Annotated in this window: 19 protein-coding genes; 13 read left to right on the plus strand and 6 right to left on the minus strand. The window is 71.5% G+C overall.

What is annotated here, in order from left to right:
* Both GT045_RS25970 and GT045_RS25975 read left to right on the plus strand, forming a co-directional pair.
* Positions 1 to 549: ABC transporter ATP-binding protein (locus tag GT045_RS25970; protein WP_161335636.1), on the plus strand; the 549-nt coding region annotated here is incomplete at its 5' end.
* Positions 546 to 2,117, plus strand: a complete 1,572-nt coding sequence (locus GT045_RS25975) for a dipeptide ABC transporter ATP-binding protein (protein WP_161335637.1) — start codon at positions 546 to 548, stop codon at positions 2,115 to 2,117. The genes GT045_RS25970 and GT045_RS25975, both read left to right, overlap by 4 nt.
* A gap of 75 nt (positions 2,118 to 2,192) precedes the next feature.
* On the opposite strand, the gene GT045_RS25980 is transcribed toward GT045_RS25975, so the two are convergent.
* Entirely contained in the window at positions 2,193 to 2,714 is a 522-nt protein-coding gene (locus GT045_RS25980) for a hypothetical protein (RefSeq protein ID WP_161289018.1), read from the minus strand.
* A 443-nt stretch (positions 2,715 to 3,157) separates the two neighbouring features.
* Between GT045_RS25980 and GT045_RS25985 the strand changes: the two genes are divergently transcribed.
* Together GT045_RS25985 and GT045_RS25990 are read left to right on the plus strand one after the other, a co-directional pair.
* Positions 3,158 to 4,549, plus strand: coding sequence for a M1 family metallopeptidase (locus GT045_RS25985; protein ID WP_161298494.1), 1,392 nt, complete (start codon positions 3,158 to 3,160; stop codon positions 4,547 to 4,549).
* Positions 4,550 to 4,596: 47 nt separating this feature from the next.
* Positions 4,597 to 5,256 carry a trimeric intracellular cation channel family protein gene (locus GT045_RS25990; protein ID WP_161298495.1) on the plus strand — a complete coding sequence of 220 codons (660 nt, stop codon included), beginning with the start codon at positions 4,597 to 4,599 and terminating at the stop codon, positions 5,254 to 5,256.
* Here GT045_RS25990 and GT045_RS25995 read toward each other — a convergent pair.
* Complete coding sequence (locus GT045_RS25995) at positions 5,165 to 6,412, minus strand: alpha/beta hydrolase-fold protein (RefSeq protein WP_161298496.1); 1,248 nt, start codon at positions 6,410 to 6,412, stop codon at positions 5,165 to 5,167. The genes GT045_RS25990 and GT045_RS25995 overlap by 92 nt on opposite strands.
* Positions 6,413 to 6,566: 154 nt before the next feature.
* Here GT045_RS25995 and GT045_RS26000 point away from each other — a divergent pair, with 154 nt between their 5' ends.
* The gene (locus GT045_RS26000; protein WP_161335638.1) at positions 6,567 to 7,427 is read left to right on the plus strand and encodes a thioesterase family protein; all 861 of its coding nucleotides are present in this window, start codon (positions 6,567 to 6,569) and stop codon (positions 7,425 to 7,427) included.
* Between the two features lie 258 nt (positions 7,428 to 7,685).
* Here the strand turns inward: GT045_RS26000 and GT045_RS26005 are convergent, their stop codons facing one another.
* Positions 7,686 to 8,312, minus strand: a complete 627-nt coding sequence (locus tag GT045_RS26005) for a TetR family transcriptional regulator (protein ID WP_161298735.1) — start codon at positions 8,310 to 8,312, stop codon at positions 7,686 to 7,688.
* Between the two features lie 145 nt (positions 8,313 to 8,457).
* Here GT045_RS26005 and GT045_RS26010 point away from each other — a divergent pair, with 145 nt between their 5' ends.
* The 3 genes from GT045_RS26010 (at position 8,458) to GT045_RS26020 (ending at position 10,230) form a co-directional block, all read left to right on the plus strand.
* On the plus strand, positions 8,458 to 8,622 hold the full coding sequence (locus GT045_RS26010) for a DUF4175 domain-containing protein (RefSeq protein WP_161335639.1): 165 nt from the start codon (positions 8,458 to 8,460) through the stop codon (positions 8,620 to 8,622).
* Positions 8,623 to 8,651: 29 nt separating this feature from the next.
* On the plus strand, positions 8,652 to 8,948 hold the full coding sequence (locus GT045_RS26015; protein ID WP_161298736.1) for a DUF4190 domain-containing protein: 297 nt from the start codon (positions 8,652 to 8,654) through the stop codon (positions 8,946 to 8,948).
* Between the two features lie 112 nt (positions 8,949 to 9,060).
* Positions 9,061 to 10,230, plus strand: a complete 1,170-nt coding sequence (locus GT045_RS26020; protein ID WP_161335640.1) for a cysteine desulfurase family protein — start codon at positions 9,061 to 9,063, stop codon at positions 10,228 to 10,230.
* On the opposite strand, the gene GT045_RS26025 is transcribed toward GT045_RS26020, so the two are convergent.
* Positions 10,227 to 10,892: an N-acetylmuramoyl-L-alanine amidase gene (locus GT045_RS26025; protein ID WP_161335641.1), complete on the minus strand. Its 666-nt coding sequence runs from the start codon at positions 10,890 to 10,892 to the stop codon at positions 10,227 to 10,229. The genes GT045_RS26020 and GT045_RS26025 overlap by 4 nt on opposite strands.
* Before the next feature lie 60 nt (positions 10,893 to 10,952).
* Here GT045_RS26025 and mnmA point away from each other — a divergent pair, with 60 nt between their 5' ends.
* The gene (gene mnmA / locus GT045_RS26030) at positions 10,953 to 12,083 is read left to right on the plus strand and encodes a tRNA 2-thiouridine(34) synthase MnmA (RefSeq protein ID WP_161335642.1); all 1,131 of its coding nucleotides are present in this window, start codon (positions 10,953 to 10,955) and stop codon (positions 12,081 to 12,083) included.
* A gap of 32 nt (positions 12,084 to 12,115) precedes the next feature.
* Here mnmA and GT045_RS26035 read toward each other — a convergent pair whose 3' ends face one another.
* Positions 12,116 to 12,898, minus strand: coding sequence for an alpha/beta hydrolase (locus GT045_RS26035; RefSeq protein ID WP_161292623.1), 783 nt, complete (start codon positions 12,896 to 12,898; stop codon positions 12,116 to 12,118).
* Positions 12,899 to 12,936: 38 nt separating this feature from the next.
* A complete protein-coding gene (locus tag GT045_RS26040; RefSeq protein ID WP_161292625.1) occupies positions 12,937 to 13,260 on the minus strand; it encodes a DUF427 domain-containing protein in 324 nt (107 codons plus the stop codon).
* Between the two features lie 64 nt (positions 13,261 to 13,324).
* Here GT045_RS26040 and GT045_RS26045 point away from each other — a divergent pair, with 64 nt between their 5' ends.
* Genes GT045_RS26045 through ligA form a run of 4 tightly spaced genes read left to right on the plus strand, consistent with a single transcriptional unit; the run spans position 13,325 to position 17,820 of the window.
* Positions 13,325 to 13,864: a TIGR00730 family Rossman fold protein gene (locus GT045_RS26045; protein WP_161335643.1), complete on the plus strand. Its 540-nt coding sequence runs from the start codon at positions 13,325 to 13,327 to the stop codon at positions 13,862 to 13,864.
* 7 nt (positions 13,865 to 13,871) lie between these two features.
* A complete protein-coding gene (locus GT045_RS26050; protein ID WP_161335644.1) occupies positions 13,872 to 14,570 on the plus strand; it encodes an SDR family oxidoreductase in 699 nt (232 codons plus the stop codon).
* A gap of 31 nt (positions 14,571 to 14,601) precedes the next feature.
* Positions 14,602 to 15,609: a methionine synthase gene (locus GT045_RS26055; RefSeq protein ID WP_161292631.1), complete on the plus strand. Its 1,008-nt coding sequence runs from the start codon at positions 14,602 to 14,604 to the stop codon at positions 15,607 to 15,609.
* 15 nt (positions 15,610 to 15,624) lie between these two features.
* Positions 15,625 to 17,820: an NAD-dependent DNA ligase LigA gene (gene ligA / locus GT045_RS26060; protein ID WP_161292633.1), complete on the plus strand. Its 2,196-nt coding sequence runs from the start codon at positions 15,625 to 15,627 to the stop codon at positions 17,818 to 17,820.
* Positions 17,821 to 17,919: the final 99 nt, after the last annotated feature.

Consider the following 17,919-nt stretch of genomic DNA (forward strand, 5'->3'; position numbering starts at 1 on the left):
ATGCGCCAGCGCGCCATGATCGCCATGGCGCTGGTGAACAACCCCGAGCTGCTCATCGCGGACGAGCCGACCACCGCGCTCGACGTGACCGTCCAGGCGCAGATCCTCGACCTGATCCGGGACCTGCAGAAGGAGTTCGGCTCCGCGGTCATCATGATCACCCACGATCTCGGGGTGGTCGCCGAGATCGCCGACGACGTCCTCGTGATGTACGCCGGCCGGTGCGTGGAGCGCGGTTCGGCCGGCGAGGTCTTCGAGCGGCCGCAGCACCCCTACACCTGGGGCCTGCTCGGCTCGATGCCCCGCATCGACCGTGAGACCTCCGAACGGCTCATCCCGGTCAAGGGCTCCCCGCCGAGCCTCATCAACGTCCCCTCGGGCTGCGCCTTCCACCCGCGCTGCCCGTACGCGGACATCCCCAAGGGGAACGTCACCCGCACGGTGCGCCCCGAGCTGGAGCAGGTGAGCACCGGGCACTGGTCCGCGTGCCACCTCCCGGCGGAGGACCGTGAGCGGATCTGGACCGAAGAGATTGCGCCGAAGCTGTGAGTGAGACCAAGAAGACGGACACCGTCGCCGAGGCCGCGGTCCCGAAGCAGGCGTCGGCTCCCGACGAGCGTGAGGTGCTGCTCAGGGTCGAGGGCCTGACCAAGCACTTCCCGATCAAGAAGGGCATCCTGCAGCGCCAGGTCGGCGCCGTGAAGGCCGTCGACGGCATCGACTTCGAGGTGCGCAAGGGCGAGACCCTGGGCGTGGTCGGCGAGTCGGGCTGCGGCAAGTCGACCATGGGCCGGGTCATCACCCGCCTCCAGGACCCGACCGGCGGGAAGATCACCTTCGAGGGCCAGGACATCACCCGGCTCAGCACCGGGCAGATGCGTCCGCTGCGCCGCGACATCCAGATGATCTTCCAGGACCCCTACGGCTCCCTGAACCCCCGCCACACCATCGGCTCGATCGTCTCGGCGCCCTTCCGGCTCCAGGGCGTGGAGCCGGAGGGCGGGGTGAAGAAGGAGGTCCAGCGGCTCCTCGAACTCGTCGGGCTCAGCCCCGAGCACTACAACCGCTACCCGCACGAGTTCTCCGGCGGCCAGCGCCAGCGCATCGGCATCGCCCGCGCGCTCGCCCTGAAGCCGAAGCTGGTCGTGGCGGACGAGCCGGTCTCCGCTCTGGACGTGTCGATCCAGGCTCAGGTCGTGAACCTGATGGACGACCTCCAGCAGGAGCTGGGCCTGACCTACGTGATCATCGCGCACGACCTCTCGGTCGTCCGGCACGTCTCGGACCGCATCGCGGTGATGTACCTCGGCAAGATCGTGGAACTCGCCGACCGCACCTCGCTGTACAAGGCGCCGATGCACCCGTACACCAAGGCGCTGATGTCGGCGGTGCCGGTGCCGGACACGAAGCGCCGGGGCCAGAAGAGCGAGCGCATCCTGCTGCGCGGTGACGTCCCGTCGCCGATCGCCCCGCCCTCCGGCTGCCGGTTCCACACCCGGTGCTGGAAGGCGACGGAGATCTGCCGGACGACCGAGCCGCAGCTCGTGGAGCTGAGGCCGGGCCAGCGGGTCGCCTGCCACCACCCGGAGAACTTCGCCGACCAGGCCCCGCAGGACACGGTCCTGCTGTCGGCGGCGAAGAAGGCGTCGGAGCTGGTACCGGACGCGGTCGTCTCCGACGGTCCGGCCGGGAAGACGGCGGCCGCGGACGAGACGGCGGCCGCGGAAGAGGCGGCGGCCGCGGAAGAGGCGGCGGCTGCGGACGAGACGGCGACTGCCGAACCGGCCGAGGCTCCGGCGAAGTCCGAGGCTCTCGCCGAGACGGAGGCTGCCGCCAAGGCGGAGGCTCCCGCGAAGACGGAGACTGCCGAGAAGGCGGAAGCCTCCTCGGAGACCGGCGCTTCCGCGGTGGCCGAGGCTTCTGCGGAGGCCGAGGTTCCGGCGGAGGCCGAGGCCGAGGTGGCCGGGGAGAAGACCGGTCCCGGTGCGAAGGTCTCGGCCGGGAAGCCCGCGGCCGGTGCCGACGCCCCCGCCGAGGAGCCGGCGGCCGCTGAACCGGCCGAGGCGAGTATCGAGTCCACTTCAGACTCCGCGGCCACGGAGGCCGGAGAGAAGTAAGACGAGTCACTGAGGACGTTCGCCCTGGCATTGACCTCTATTGCCAGGGCGTACGTATATCTGAGCTTATTCAGATCACGAGCTGGTTTCCCAGAAGTGCCACCCGACGGAACTGGCCGGAAGCTTCGCGGTTCCGGTCGCCAGCACCGTATTCCTGCAGTTCGGGTTCGTGCGGTTGGACTGCCAGCCGACCAGGAAGCCATTGGAGCCGTACTGCATGTTGCCGTACTTGCGGGAGTGGACGTCGTGCGAGTACTCGTGGCCCCTCGTCACGGCCACGGACTTGGTGATACTGCCACTCACGGATGCCTTGGCCGAGGCGAACAGGTAGTTCGCGCTCACCTCCAGAGAGGCGGAGAGGCTGTACGTGATGGTGGACGCCTGGGTCACCGACACCTTGATGGTCCCGCCCGGCCCGTCCTTGAAGTACTGGCCCTTGGCGGGAAGCCGGTACGGCTTGTGCGAGGTGATGAGGACGCCGTAGGTGACCGGGCACGACCTCTTCGGCGTGACACCCGCAGATGCCGGCGCTGCGCCCGCCACAACCGGCACCGTTCCAGCCATGACGAGCGCGGCCAGTAATGCTCTCTTACGCATGGATCCCCCCATGTGATTGATCCGGATTTCGCTTTGGCGCAATCCGGTCGAGCGTTGGTGAGCCTATGGATTTTGACGGCGAATGGTCAATCTTATTTCAAAGGGTTTGAGGGAGAATTGAGGTCTCCGCTTTATTTGACGATAATCGACGTCAAATTTTCGAAAAGCTCACCCGCGTGCAGTGTCCGCACCTGTACGGAGCGAGCGAGGTGGGGTGCGGCTGGTGCGACTGCCCGGCGGACGGCGTCCGGGTCGCATCCACGCCCATGGTGCGGTCGCAGCGGTGGCCGGGCGCACTGGACCGCGAGAGACCGAAGCCCGGCGCACTGTGAGTGGTCCCCCCGCACATGACGACTGAGCAAAGTCATGTACATGCCTGAACGGGAGAGTGCAGAGTCGTCCGTGTCCGAGCATCGATCGGCACACGCTCGAAAGGGACGATCATGGCACTCTCCCGTTCGGCACGTATCGGGGCTGTCGTCACCGCGGCGGCCTCCTTCTTCGTCATCGCGGCCTCCTCCGCCCCCACCCCCGGCGCATCCGGCATCGGCGACCCCTACTTCCCCCAGCTCGGCAACGGCGGCTTCGACGCCCGTCACTACGACCTGGACATCGCGTACACCCCGGACACCGGCCGGCTGGACGGCCGTACGACCCTGCGCGCGCGGGCGACGCAGAACCTCTCCTCCTTCGACCTCGACCTGCAGCGGCTCCAGGTCACCCGCGTCGAAGTCGACGGCAGACGCGCCCGGTTCACCCGCGACGGCGACGAGATCACCGTCAGCCCGCGCGACGTCCTGCGCAAGGGCCGTGCGTTCACCGTCACCGTCACCTACGGCGGCGTACCCGAAGCCCTCGGCGGCCCGATCGTGTTCGGCTCCCGGTACGGCTGGATGAAGACCGGCGACGGCGTCTTCGTCGCCTGCGAGCCCAACGCCGCCTCCACCTGGTTCCCCTCCAGCGACCACCCCTCCGACAAGGCCACGTACGACATCCGGATCAAGGCGCCCAAGGGCCTGACCGGCGTCTCCAACGGCCGGCTCGTGTCGACGTACGACCGGCACGGCTCGACGTACACGCACTGGCGGGAGAGCCGGCCGATGGCCACCTACCTCGCCACCGCCACCATCGGGAAGTTCGACGTGCGCACCGGGCGGACCCCGGGCGGCATCCCGATGTACGTAGCCGTCGACCCGGTGCTGAAGAACGCCAACAGCGTCGACGTGTACGGCGTGACCGCCGCCGCCACCGACTACTGGTCGCAGGTCTTCGGGCCGTACCCCTTCGAGGAGACCGGGGCCATCGTCGACGACATGCCCGAGGCCGGGTTCTCCCTGGAGGTGCAGAGCAAGCCCGCGTACTCGGCCGTGCGCAGCGAGTCGACCATCGTGCACGAGCTGGCCCACCAGTGGTTCGGCGACTCGGTGAGCGTGGCGCGCTGGAAGGACATCTGGCTCAACGAGGGCTTCGCCACCTACGCCCAGTGGCTGTGGGCCGAGCACCGGGGCACCCGTTCCGCCCACGACTCCTTCCTCGCCGACTACAACGCCCGGCCCGCCACGTCGTCGTTCTGGCAGATCAAGGTGGCCGACCCGCAGCGGGACACGATGTTCGCCTCCGCCGTGTACGACCGGGGCGCGATGACGCTCCAGGTGCTGCGCGAGCGGATCGGCGACACCGCCTTCTTCCGGCTGCTCCCCGCCTGGACCAGGCTCCACAGGTACGGCAACGCGAGCACCGCCGACTTCATCCGCCTCGCCGAGCACGTCAGCGGACGACAGCTGGACGACCTCTTCGCCACCTGGCTCTTCACCCCAGGGAAGCCCGCCCTGTGAGCCTGGCTTTGTAAGGTTCACCCCTCCTGACAGGTGAGAATGTCAGGGTGCAGCTCCAGCAACTCTTCAGTCCCTCCGTCCAGCACACGCTCGATGTGATCGGCATCTTCGTGTTCGCGATCTCCGGCGCGCTGCTGGCCGTCCGGAAGAACTTCGACGTCTTCGGCATCGCCGTCCTCGCCGAGGTCACCGCGCTGGGCGGCGGGCTGTTCCGCGACCTCGTCATCGGGGCGGTACCCCCGGCGGCCTTCACGGACCTCGGGTACTTCCTCACCCCGCTGATCGCCACGCTCGTCGTCTTCTTCCTGCACCCGCACGTGGAGCGCATCCAGGCGGCGGTGCTGGTCTTCGACGCGGCCGGCCTCGGCCTGTTCTGTGTCAGCGGTACGACGAAGGCGTACAGCTACGGCCTCGGCCTGACCGCGTCGGCGACGCTGGGCCTCGCCACCGCGGTGGGCGGCGGTGTGCTGCGCGACGTGCTGGCCAACGAGGTGCCCTCACTGCTGCGCTGGGACCGCGACCTGTACGCGGTCCCGGCGATCGTCGGTGCCACGATGGTCGTCCTGTGCCTGCGCTACGACATGCTGACCCCGTTCACCAGCGGGCTCGCGGTGGTCACGGCCTTCGTGCTGCGGCTTCTCGCGATGCGGTTCCACTGGCGGGCGCCGCGTGCCTGGAACCGCCGCTCGACGGTGACCGAGGAGTGACCCAGGCGACCGAGGTGTCGCGGCCCCTGGCCCGGCTCTGGCCCATCTGCAGGGTCAGCCAGCGGAACACGGTGCCGACCTGCGGGCGCCACAGCTCCATGGTGTGCCCGCCCGCGCTGCGCGGCAGGAACACCACACGCACGGTGGTGGGCGCCTCGGCGACGGACTCCAGGGCCGCGCCCGCCTGGTAGCCGTCGCCGGACTGGCCGGAGAGGTACAGCGCGACCGCGGGCGGCACGGCAGCCTTGCGGAGCAGCAGGAAGGGGTTGTTCGCGGCGCGCAGGGCGGGGGTCTGGGCGGCGAGGGAGTGGCGCTCGCCGATCGGGTCGTTGTAGCCGGACAGACTCACCGCGGCCCGGTACCGGCCGGGGTGCGCCACGGCCAGCTTGACCGCGCAGTGCGCGCCCGCGGAGTAGCCGGCCACCGCCCAGCCGCGGGGGGCCGGCTGGACCCGGAAGTTGTCCCTGACCATCCTCGGCACGTCGACGCTGAGCCAGGTGTCGGCGTTCACCTGGCCCGGGACGTCGGCGCAGCCGGTGTCCACGCCGGCCAGCAGGTTGGTGCGCGGGGCCACCAGGACGAACGGCGCCACCTCGCCGCCGCGCATCAGCGGCAGCAGCTGCTCATGGACCCGCATCGCCCCGAACCACGCCTTCGCCGAACCCGGGTAGCCGGGCAGCAGCTCCACCACCGGGAACCGCCGGTGCCGGTAGGCGGGGTCGTGGTACTGCGGCGGAAGCCAGACGTAGACCTCGGCGTTCACTCCGGAGACGCGGCCCCTGAGCTGTGTGACGCGTACGCCGCCGGCCGCGTTCATGCCGGGTCCGCCGGCGGCCGTGAAGGTCTGCCGGACCGCCGGCAGCCGCCGCAGGGCGATGCCGCCGGTGCCGTCGGGGCCGAGGTCGGCGGCCTGCTGGACGTGGTCGCCGGTGCCGAGCAGGTCGGCCCAGTCGTCGTACAGGTCGTTCTGGTCGTTGACCAGCACGAAGACGAGCGTGACGGCCGTGCCCTGCGCGAACAGCAGCATCAGCAGCCGGGCGGCGACCCGCAGGTGTCTCGGCCCGCGCGTCCGCGACCACAGCACGAGCGGCAGTACGAGGGCGGCCGCGGCCAGTACGACGGTCGTGCAGAGGAAGGGAGTCCCGGTGAGGCTCATGTCCCCATAGAGGGAGATCGGGGGGCTGGGGTTGGGGACGTTTCGGGGCACTTACCGAGATATTGCCGGACTCTCACCCGGAGGGAAGATCACGCCCAGGGCGGGAGGCAGAGAAAAGCTACCGCTTAGTAGTTGCCTGCTGTACCGTTCACGCATGTCAGAAGCAGCTACCGTTCCCGCAGTGCGGGCCGTGATCGGTGACAGCGAGTTCGACCGGGACACGGCGGTGACCCGGCGTGAACCCGGCGTCTACGACATCGACCTCTCGGCCGGCTGGACCATCATCAGCGCCGTCAACGGCGGCTACCTGCTGGCCGTGCTCGGCCGGGCCCTCGCGGACGCGCTGCCGCACCCGGATCCCTTCTCCGTCTCCGCGCACTACCTGACCGCCTCCCAGCCGGGCCCCGCGGTCGTCCGCACGCAGACCGTCCGGGCCGGGCGGACCCTCTCCACCGGCCAGGCCTCGCTCTTCCAGTACGACGACGAGGGCAACGAGGTCGAACGCATCCGCGTCCTCGCCTCCTACGGCGACCTCGCCGGCCTCCCCGACGACGTCCGGACCACCGCCACCCCGCCCCGCATCCCGCCGATGGAACAGTGCTTCGGCCCGGAGGACGGGCCCGCACCGGTGGACGGCAGCTCCGCCATCGCCGACCGGCTGATGCTCAAGCTGGACCCCGCCACCCTCGGCTGGGCCCTCGGCACACCGTCCGGCAAGGGCGAGATGCGTGCCTGGTTCGGCCTCGCCGACGGCCGTGACGCCGATCCGCTCTCGCTGCTGCTCGCCGTGGACGCCCTGCCGCCCACCGCCTTCGAGCTCGGCCTGAAGGGCTGGGTCCCGACCGTGGAACTCACCGTCCACGTGCGCCACCGCCCTGCTCCCGGCCCGCTGCGGGTGTCGATCACCACCCGCAACCTCGCCGGCGGCTTCCTGGAGGAGGACGCCGAGGTGTGGGACAGCGAGGACCGGCTGGTCGCGCAGTCCCGCCAGCTGGCCCGCGTCCGGCTCGGCTGAGCCGGCCCCCGCCCCGCCCCGCCCCGGCACGGGCCCCGGGCGGGGCCGCGCGGACGGCTCGACCGAGCCGGTGAACGCGGTCGTTGGTGCCGAGCCGCGGTGGAGGGCTCAACCGTGCCCTGGACTGCGGCCGTTGGTGCTGAGCCGCGGTGGACGGCTCAACCGTGCCCTTGACCGCGGCCGCTGGCGCTGAGCCGCGGTGGGCGGCTCGACCGTGCCCTCGTCCGCGGCCGTTGGTGCTGAGCCGCACCTGGTGGCTCAGTCCAGCCAGTGGCCGCGGCCGATGGTGATGAGCCGCAGCTGCCGGGTGGCGAGCTGCGTCACCCGCTCCCGCTCCTCCTCCGGGGCCTCCAGCGCCTCCAGGAACAGGGAGGCGGTGATGAGCATCTGGTCGACGTACAGGTGCGCCAGCATCAGCAGGTCGTCGTCGTCCCAGCCCGCCGCCTCCGGGTCCTTGGCCAGCTCGGCCTTCACCTCCTGCGCGAACCTGAGCAGTTGGTCCCGGATGGCCTCGCGCACCGGCTGGACACCGCCGTGCCGTTCCCGGGCGATGAAGCGCACGTGCGCGGGATACGCCGCCACGTGCCGGGCGATCAGCTCGACGGCGCGCGTGATGCGCTCCTCGCTGTCGCCCGTCGTGGACACCGTCGTCCGCACCATCGGATGCAGGCTGCCCAGTGCCTCGTCGACGAGCGCCACGCCGAGGTCGGCGGTGGAGCGGAAGTGCCGGTAGAAGGCGGTCGGGGCGACGCCGACGGCCCGGGTGACCTCGCGCAGGCCCAGGCTGCTCAGGCTCTGCTCCTCCAGCAGTGCGAGCGCCGCGTCGAGGAACGCCTGCCGGGTCTTCTGCTTCTGGGCCTGCCGGATGCCGAGGGTGTGACTCATGTCATCCAGTTAACAACTGTTCTCTGGAATTGAAAAGCCGCGAAGAGCGCTAGACTCGAAGTCAGTGAACAACTGTTACTACAACTGTTCACCGAAATTTCACACCGGCAGAACACCAGGCATCTCGGAGGGGGGATCCCATCCCATGCTGTTCCTCGTCGCCGCACTCATGCTCTTCGGAGTCGCGCTGGGCACCGTCGCCCACGCGCCGCTGACCGTCACCGGCGTCCTGGCCGCCGTCATCGCCCTCTGGCTCGGCGTCTTCGCGCTCCGCGAGCGCCACGCCCGCCGGCGCACCTCGGCCGACTGACCGCAGGAAGACCTCAGGAGCTGAGCACCATGCATCTCACCGCACCGGCCCCCGGCCGCACCGACACCCGTCCCCGCACCCCCGTGCGCACCCGCACCCGGGACGCCGACGGCATGGCCGTCGCGTCCTTCATCCTCGGCCTCCTCGGCCTGCTCGTCCTCAACCTCTTCCTCGGCCCGACCGCCATCGTGCTCGCCGTGGCCGCCCTCTGGCGCGGCACGGGCCGCCCGGGCCGCGCCTACCTGGGTCTGACGCTGGGCATCGCCGACCTGGTGGTCCTCGTGACGGTCATGGAGATCTCGGGGACGGTCTCCTGGAGCCTGTGACCGAGGACCTGGCCCCGAGGACGACGGGGCCGCCGGTCCACCGGGAACCGCTGCCGCGCCCGCGCCCACGCGGCCGAGCCCGGCCGGACGGGAGCCGTAGAATCACCTCACCATGGCTTACCTCGACCACGCCGCGACCACCCCGATGCTCCCGGAGGCGGCAGAGGCACTCACCGCCCAGCTGAGCATCACGGGCAACGCCTCCTCCCTCCACGCATCCGGCCGGCAGGCCCGCCGCACGGTCGAGGAATCCCGCGAGACCCTCGCGGAAGCGCTGGGCGCCCGCCCCAGCGAGGTCGTCTTCACCTCGGGCGGCACCGAGGCCGACAACCTCGCCGTCAAGGGCCTGTACTGGTCCCGCCGCGACGCCGACCCGGCCCGCACCCGCGTCCTGGCCAGCCCCGTGGAGCACCACGCCGTGCTGGACGCCGTGCACTGGCTCGGTGAGCACGAGGGCGCCACCGTGGAGTACCTCCCCGTCGACGCCTACGGCCGGGTCCACCCCGAGGCACTGCGCGAGGCCATCGCCCGCGATCCCGACGACGTCGCCCTGGCCACCGTGATGTGGGCCAACAACGAGATCGGCACGGTCCTGCCGGTCCGCGAACTCGCCGAGGTCGCCGCCGAGTCGGGCATCCCGCTGCACGCCGACGCGGTCCAGGCGTTCGGACAGGTGCCGGTCGACTTCGAGGGCTCCGGCCTGGCCGCGATGACGGTGTCGGGCCACAAGATCGGCGGCCCGTACGGCATCGGCGCCCTCGTCCTCGGCCGCGAGTACACCCCCGTGCCCGTACTGCACGGCGGCGGGCAGGAGCGGCACGTACGCTCCGGCACGCTCGACGTCCCCGCCGTCGCCTCCTTCGCGGTGGCCGGCCGGCTCGCCGCCGAGCAGCGCGAGTGGTTCGCCCGCGAGATCGGCGCCCTGCGCGACCGGCTGGTCGACGCCGTGCGCGACGCCGTGCCGGACGCGATCCTCGGCGGTGACCCCGCCCCGGAGGGCCGGCTCCCGGCCAACGCCCACTTCACCTTCCCCGGCTGCGAGGGCGACTCCCTGCTGCTCCTGCTGGACGCCCAGGGCATCGAGTGCTCCACCGGCTCCGCCTGCACCGCCGGCGTCGCCCAGCCCAGCCACGTCCTGCTCGCCATCGGCACCGACCCGGACCTGGCCCGCGGAACCCTGCGCTTCTCGCTCGGCCACACCTCCACAGAGGCGGACGTCGAAGCCGTGGCGAAGGCCATCGGCCCGGCGGTGGAGCGGGCCCGGGCGGCGGGACTCACCTAGCCGCCGGGCTCGGCGCGCACCAGGCGGATGTACCGCTCCCAGTCCCAGAACCGCCCCGGGTCCGTGTGGTCCGTCCCCGGCACCTCCACATGCCCGATGATGTGCTCCCGGTCGGCGGGTATGCCGTAACGCCGGCAGATCGCCGCCGTCAGCCGGGCCGAGGCCGCGTACATGGCGTCCGTGAAGGACGCGGCGTCCTCCACGAAGCCCTCGTGCTCGATGCCGACACTGCGCTCGTTGTACTGCCGGTCGCCCGCGTGGAAGGCCACGTCCAGCTCCCGGACCAGCTGGGTGATCCGTCCGTCCGCACGCACGATGTAGTGGGCCGCCGCCCCGTGCGCCGGGTCCTGGAACACCTTCACCGCCGATGCGTAGCCGCCCTGCGTGACGTGGACGACGACCCGGTCCACCGGATAGTCGTCCGGGCGGTCCGCCCGCCGGTAGTTCGCGGACGACGCCGCCACCCAGCGGGCGCCCCGGAAGTCCACCGCGCCCGCGACCCGCGGTCTGGCCACCCCCGGCAGCCGCCACCACAGCCGGGACAGCGCCTCGCGGGCGAGCACGGCCGAACCGACCGCGGCCGCGGTCCCGCCGACGAGCAGGGCGCGCCGCCCCAGCCGCCGGTCCCCGTCCTTCGCCGCCACCTCTGTCGACTGCCCCATGTGATCGTCAACGGATATCGGGCGGACCGGGTTCCCGCGCCCCCGTACCCTGGAAGGGTTATGACTGACACCCCGCAGCGCACCCGCCCCCTCCGCGTCCTCGCCGCCATGTCCGGCGGCGTCGACTCCGCCGTCGCCGCCGCGCGCGCCGCGGAAGCGGGCCACGACGTCACCGGCGTCCACCTGGCGCTCTCCGCGAACCCGCAGTCCTTCCGCACCGGCGCGCGGGGCTGTTGCACCATCGAGGACTCGCGTGACGCCCGCCGCGCGGCCGACGTCATCGGCATCCCCTTCTACGTCTGGGACCTCGCCGACCGCTTCCGCGAGGACGTCGTCGAGGACTTCGTCGCCGAGTACGAGGCCGGCCGCACCCCCAACCCGTGCCTGCGCTGCAACGAGAAGATCAAGTTCGCCGCGCTGCTGGACAAGGCGCTGGCCCTCGGTTTCGACGCCGTCTGCACCGGCCACTACGCCCAGGTGATCGTGAACGCGGACGGCTCCCGCGAGCTGCACCGCGCCTCCGACATGGCCAAGGACCAGTCGTACGTCCTCGGTGTGCTGGACGAGAAGCAGCTGGCGCACGCGATGTTCCCGCTCGGCGACACGGTCACCACCAAGGAGGAGATCCGCGCGGAGGCCGAGCGCCGGGGCCTGGCCGTGGCCAAGAAGCCCGACTCGCACGACATCTGCTTCATCGCCGACGGCGACACCCAGGGCTTCCTCGCGAACCGCCTCGGCCGGGCCGAGGGCGACATCGTCGACGAGTCCGGCGCCAAGGTCGGCACGCACGAGGGCGCGTACGGCTTCACCATCGGCCAGCGCAAGGGCCTGCGGATCGGCACCCCGGCCCCGGACGGCAAGCCCCGCTACGTCCTCGACATCTCCCCGGTCACCAACACCGTCACCGTGGGCCCGGCCGCCGCGCTGGACGTCACCGCCCTGACGGCGATCAAGCCGCGCTGGTGCGGTACCGCCCCCTCCGGCCCCGGTACCTACACCGCCCAGCTGCGCGCCCACGGCGGCGAGACCGAGGTGACCGCGGAGCCGGTCGGCGGCGAACTGCGCGTGACGTTCACCGAGCCGGTCCGCGGGGTGGCCCCGGGCCAGGCGATCGTGCTGTACGACGGCACGCGCGTGGTGGGCTCGGCGACGATCGCGTCCACCACGCGCGCGACGGCACCGGCGATCTGACCCGACGGGGGCGCCGGCCCCGGTGCGGACCGTCAGCCGGCGACGAACTCCGCCAGCACCGGTCCCAGCACGTCCGGCTCCACCATGTGGGTCTGGCCCTCCAGGACCCGGTACGCGCCCTGCGGCACGGTCTCCGCGATCTCCCGGGACGCCGTGCGCATCCACTCCGGGCTCGCGCCGCCCGCCACCGAGAGCACGGGCACGGTGATCGCGGCGAGCAGGTCCCGGGGGAGCAGCCCGTCGCCCATGACCGCGTCGTCGTGGGCGAGGCTGGGGGCGACGGCCTCCATGCCGGCCCACATCGGGGACTGGCGGGCGCCCCGGATCATCTCCTCGCCGAGGCCCGTCAGGCGCAGGAACAGCTCCACCGCGTCCCCGTGCCTGCCCTCGCCCAGCGCCTCGTTCAGCCGCTCCTTGTAGGCGGCCTCCCGCGCGGCACCGTCCGCCAGGTGATCGGCGTACGGCACCTCGTACACCGCCGCCCGGCGGACCGGCAGCCCGCTCGCCGCCGCGTGCAGGACCAGCGCGCCGCCCGAGGAGACCCCGAACAGCGCCGCGTCGCCGCCGACCGCGTCGACCAGCGCGCCCAGGTCCTCGATCTCACGGCCGACCGCGTACGGCGCCGTGGAGCCGCTCTCGCCGCGGCCCCGGCGGTCGTAGACGACGGCCGTGCAGTGGTCGGCGAGGCGCTGCGCCAGGGGCGCCATCGTGCCGCCGGTGGACATCGCGCCGCTCACCAGGATGACCGTGGGGCCCTGGCCGTTCACTGCGTACGCGATCGAGGTGCCGTCGCGGGAAGTCGTCTTCTTGTCCATGCCCGTGCAGACTGCCGCACGGCACGGTACTCATCGGGTCACGACACGTCGGCTTCGTAGAAGCAGTAGTGGTCCTTGATCTCCGCGACGCCGGCCTTGGGATCCGGATAGCCCCAGACGAGGTCGGGGGCGTCGGGCAGCGACCAGTAGGACGCCGTGCCCTTGAAGGGGCAGACGGTGTGCGTCTCGGAGGGCGTGAGCAGATCGAGGCGCACGTCCTCGGCGGGGATGTAGTACCGCACCGGGCAGCCCGTCTCGCGCAGCTCCAGGGGGCGGTCGGTCTCGGCGAGCACCCGGCCGCCGTGCACCACGCGCACGTGCCGCTCGCTCTTCTCGATCGTGATCGTGTGTCCTTGGCTCATACCGGATCAGCACCGGACGGGCCGTGCTTCTTCCCGCCCGCGCGTGGACCGTACGGTAGAGGTCATGAACATCTGCGTCTTCCTGTCCGCCGCCGACCTCGACGAGCGTTACACGCGCCCCGCGCGCGAGTTCGCGGAACTGATCGGCAAGGCCGGGCACACCCTCGTCTGGGGCGGCTCCGACACCGGCCTGATGAAGGTGGTCGCCGACGGGGTCCAGGAGGCGGGCGGCCGGCTGCTGGGGGTCTCCGTGGAGTTCCTGGCGAACAAGGCCCGGCCCGGCGCCGACGAGATGGTCGTCGCGGCCGACCTCGCCGAACGCAAGAAGCTGCTGCTGGAGAAGGCCGACGCCGTGGTGATCATGGTGGGTGGCACCGGCACGCTGGACGAGGCCACCGAGATCCTGGAGCTGAAGAAGCACGGCCGCACCGAGAAGCCGGTCGTCCTGCTGAACACCGCGGGCTTCTACGACGGCCTGCGCGAGCAGTTCCGCCGGATGGCGGCCGAGGGCTTCCTGCCTCGTCCGCTGGCCGAGCTGGTCTTCTTCGCCGACGAGCCGGCCGGGGCGCTGGCCCACCTGGAGGAGCAGCTGGGCGCCCGCTGATGCGAGCATGGCGGGCATGGCTACTCATGTGATCACCGGGGCCGGTTCCGGCATCGGCGCGGCCGTGGCCCGCCGGCTGCACGCGCGCGGGGACGAACTCGTGCTGCACGCGCGCGACGCGGGCCGCGCCAAGGAGCTGGCGGCCCTGTTCCCCGGCGCGCGCACCCTGGTCGGCGACCTCGCGGACCCGGACAAGCTGTCCTGGGCGTTCTCCCACCAGACGCTCCCCGAACGGGTGGACTCCCTGCTGCACGTCGCCGGAGTCGTCGACCTCGGCGACGTCGGCGACCTGACCCCGAAGTCCTGGCGCCACCAGCTGAACGTCAACCTGATCGCCCCCGCCGAACTGACCCGGCACTTCCTGCCGCAGCTGCGGGCGGCCTGCGGCCATGTGATCTTCGTCAACTCCGGCGCCGGTCTCAGCGCGCACGCCGGCTGGTCCGCGTACGCCGCCTCCAAGCACGGCCTGAAGGCCCTCGCCGACTCCCTGCGCCAGGAGGAGCACCCGGCCGGCGTCCGCGTCACCTCGGTCTACCCCGGCCGCACCGCCAGCCCCATGCAGGCCAAGGTGCACCAGCAGGAGGGCAAGGAGTACGACGCGGCCAGGTGGATCGACCCCGAGTCGGTCGCCACGACGATCCTGATGGCCCTGGACCTGCCGGCCGACGCCGAGGTGAACGACCTGTCGGTGCGGCCGGGGCGGTGAGCACCGCCCGGCGGTTCCGTAGGCTTCGCGGGTGAGCGAAAACAGCCAGTTCAGGTTCGCCGGGGCCACCGGAGTCGGGTCGCTGCCCGGCGGCGACGCCCGCGAAGCCGCCAAGACCGCCACCGGGTCCTTCGAGGACTTCCCCTTCCTGCCGGAGCTGCCCGCGCGCGGGCCCGGGGCCGACATGATCGGACGTACCGCCGGGATGCTGGTCGAGCTGTACGCGCGCGTGGAGCCCAGCGGGTGGCGGATCGGGGACCGGCCCGGCCGGGACACCCGGCGGGCCCGGTCCTGGCTGGGCGAGGACCTCGACGCCCTGGAGGAGTTCACCCAGGGCTACGAGGGCGACCTGAAGGTGCAGGCCGTCGGGCCCTGGACGCTCGCCACCGCCCTGGAGCTGAGGAACGGCGAGGCCGCCCTGTCGGACCCGGGGGCCTGCCGGGACCTGGCCGGTTCGCTCGCCGAGGGGCTGCGGCTGCATCTCGACGAGATGCGGCGCCGCGTCCCCGGCGCCCGGCTCGTCCTCCAGCTCGACGAACCCTCCCTCACCGCCGTCCTGCAGGGCCGGGTGCGCTCCGCCAGCGGCTACCGCACCCACCGCGCCGTGGACCGGCAGATCGTGGAGGCCACGCTGCGGGACGTCGTCGCGGCGCACGCAGGCGGACCCGTGATCGTCCACTCCTGTGCCCCGGACGTGCCGTTCGCGCTGCTCCGGCGGGCCGGGGCGGCGGCCGTCTCCTTCGACTTCTCACTCCTCACCGAGCGTGACGACGACGCCATCGGCGAAGCCGTCGAGGGCGGCACCCGGCTGTTCACCGGTGTCGTGCCGGGCACGGACGGCCCGTTGTCAGACCCTGCCGGTAGCGTCATGGGTGTCAGGACGTTGTGGCGCAGGCTGGGGCTGCATCCGGGGTTGCTCGCGGAGGCGGTCACGGTGACCCCGGCGTGCGGTCTGGCGGGCGCTTCCCCCGCTTACGCACGCGAGGCGCTCGCCCACTGCGCCCGGGCGGCGAGATCCCTCGCGGACAACCCAGAGTAACGGGAGGACAACACGGTGGCCGGCGACAAGCAGCAGGCGGAGACGGCAGTGCCCGCCGAGGCACGTGACAGGCACGCGCAGCTCGCTGAGCAGATCGAGGAGCACCGCTTCCGGTACTACGTGAAGGACGCCCCCGTCGTCAGCGACGCGGAGTTCGACACACTCCTGAAGACTCTGGAGGCCCTGGAGGAGCAGTACCCGGAGCTGCGCACCCCGGACTCGCCCACCCAGAAGGTCGCCGGATCGTACGCGACGGAGTTCACCGCCGTCGAGCACCGCCAGCGGATGCTGTCCCTCGACAACACCTTCAACGACGAGGAGCTGGCCGCCTGGGCCGACCGCATCGCCAGGGAACTGGGCGACCAGAAGTACCACTTCCTGTGCGAGCTGAAGGTGGACGGCCTCGCGGTCAACCTCACCTACGAGCACGGCCGCCTCACCCGGGCCGCCACCCGCGGCGACGGCCGCACCGGCGAGGACATCACGCCGAACGTCCGCACGATCGCGGACATCCCCGACCGCCTCACGGGCGACGAGGTGCCCGACCTGGTGGAGATCCGCGGCGAGGTCTACTTCCCGATGGAGAAGTTCCTCGAACTGAACGAGCGCCTGGTCGCGGCCGGCGACAAGCCCTTCGCCAACCCCCGCAACGCGGCCGCCGGTTCGCTGCGCCAGAAGGACCCCCGGGTCACCGCCACCCGGCCGCTGCACATGGTCGTCCACGGCATCGGCGCCCTGGAGGGCTACTCGGGCATGACCCGGCTCTCCCAGGCGTACGACCTGCTGAAGACGTGGGGCCTGCCCACCTCCCCGCACAACCGCGTGGTCGACGGCCTCGACGGCGTACGCGAGTTCATCGCGTACTACGGCGAGAACCGGCACTCCGTCGAGCACGAGATCGACGGTGTCGTGGTCAAGCTGGACGAGATCCGGCTCCAGGGCCGTCTCGGCTCCACCGCGCGCGCCCCCCGCTGGGCGATCGCGTACAAGTACGCGCCGGAGGAGGTCAACACCAAGCTCGTCGACATCAAGGTGGGCGTCGGCCGCACGGGCCGCGTCACGCCGTACGCCCAGGTCGAGCCGGTCACGGTCGCGGGCAGCGAGGTGGAGTTCGCCACCCTGCACAACCAGGAGGTCGTCAAGGCCAAGGGCGTGCTCATCGGCGACACCGTCGTCATCCGCAAGGCCGGTGACGTCATTCCGGAGATCCTCGGCCCGGTGGTCGACCTGCGCGACGGCAGCGAGCGCGCGTTCGTGATGCCGGGAGAGTGCCCCGAGTGCGGCACGGCGCTGCGGCCCATGAAGGAGGGCGACATCGACCTCCGCTGCCCCAACGCCCGCACCTGCCCGGCGCAGTTGCGTGAGCGCGTCTCGTACCTGGCGGGGCGTGAGTGCCTGGACATCGAGCACTTCGGGGCGGTGGCCGCCGCCGCGCTCACCCGTCCGCTGGAGCCGGCCGACCCGCCGCTGGTGGACGAGGGCGACCTGTTCGACCTGACGGTGGAGAAGCTGCTGCCCATCAAGGCCCATGTCCTCGACCCCGACAGCGGCCTGCCCAAGCGCGACCCCAGGACCGGCGAGGAGAAGGTCGTCACGGTCTTCGCCAACCAGAAGGGCGAACCGAAGAAGAACACCCTCGCCCTGCTCGCGAACATCGAGGAGGCCAAGGCCCGTCCGCTCGCCCGCTTCCTCAACGGACTGTCCATCCGGCACGTGGGTCCGGTGGCCGCGCAGGCCCTCGCGCGCGAGTTCCGGTCCGTCGACCGCATCGAACAGGCCAGCGAGGAGGAACTGGCGGCGACCGACGGCGTCGGTCCGATCATCGCCGCCGCGCTCAAGGAATGGTTCGCCGAGGACTGGCACCGCGAGATCGTCCGCAAGTGGAAGGCGGCCGGAGTCCCGCTGGAGGAGGAGTCGACCGGCGAGGACGAGGGACCGCGCCCGCTGGAGGGGCTCACGGTCGTCGTCACCGGCACGCTGGAGAACTTCACCCGGGACGGCGCGAAGGAGGCACTGCAGGGCCAGGGCGCGAAGGTGACCGGTTCGGTGTCGAAGAAGACCTCGTTCGTCGTCGTGGGTGACAACCCTGGATCGAAGTACGACAAGGCCATGCAATTGAAGGTTCCTGTTCTGAACGAGGACGGTTTCCGCGTCCTCTTGGAGCAGGGCCCCGAAGCGGCGGCGGAAGTCGCGCTTCCGACCGGGGAGTAGCGGTTGAAGGCCACCCGTTCGGCGCATATCAGTTGCATACGGGTGGCCCGGGCGCATTCGGGCAACCGTCGGAGACCGCTGCCCGTGGAAGCCTTCCGC

The sequence above is a fragment of the Streptomyces sp. SID486 genome (genome assembly GCF_009865385.1).
Classification (GTDB): Bacteria; Actinomycetota; Actinomycetes; order Streptomycetales; family Streptomycetaceae; genus Streptomyces.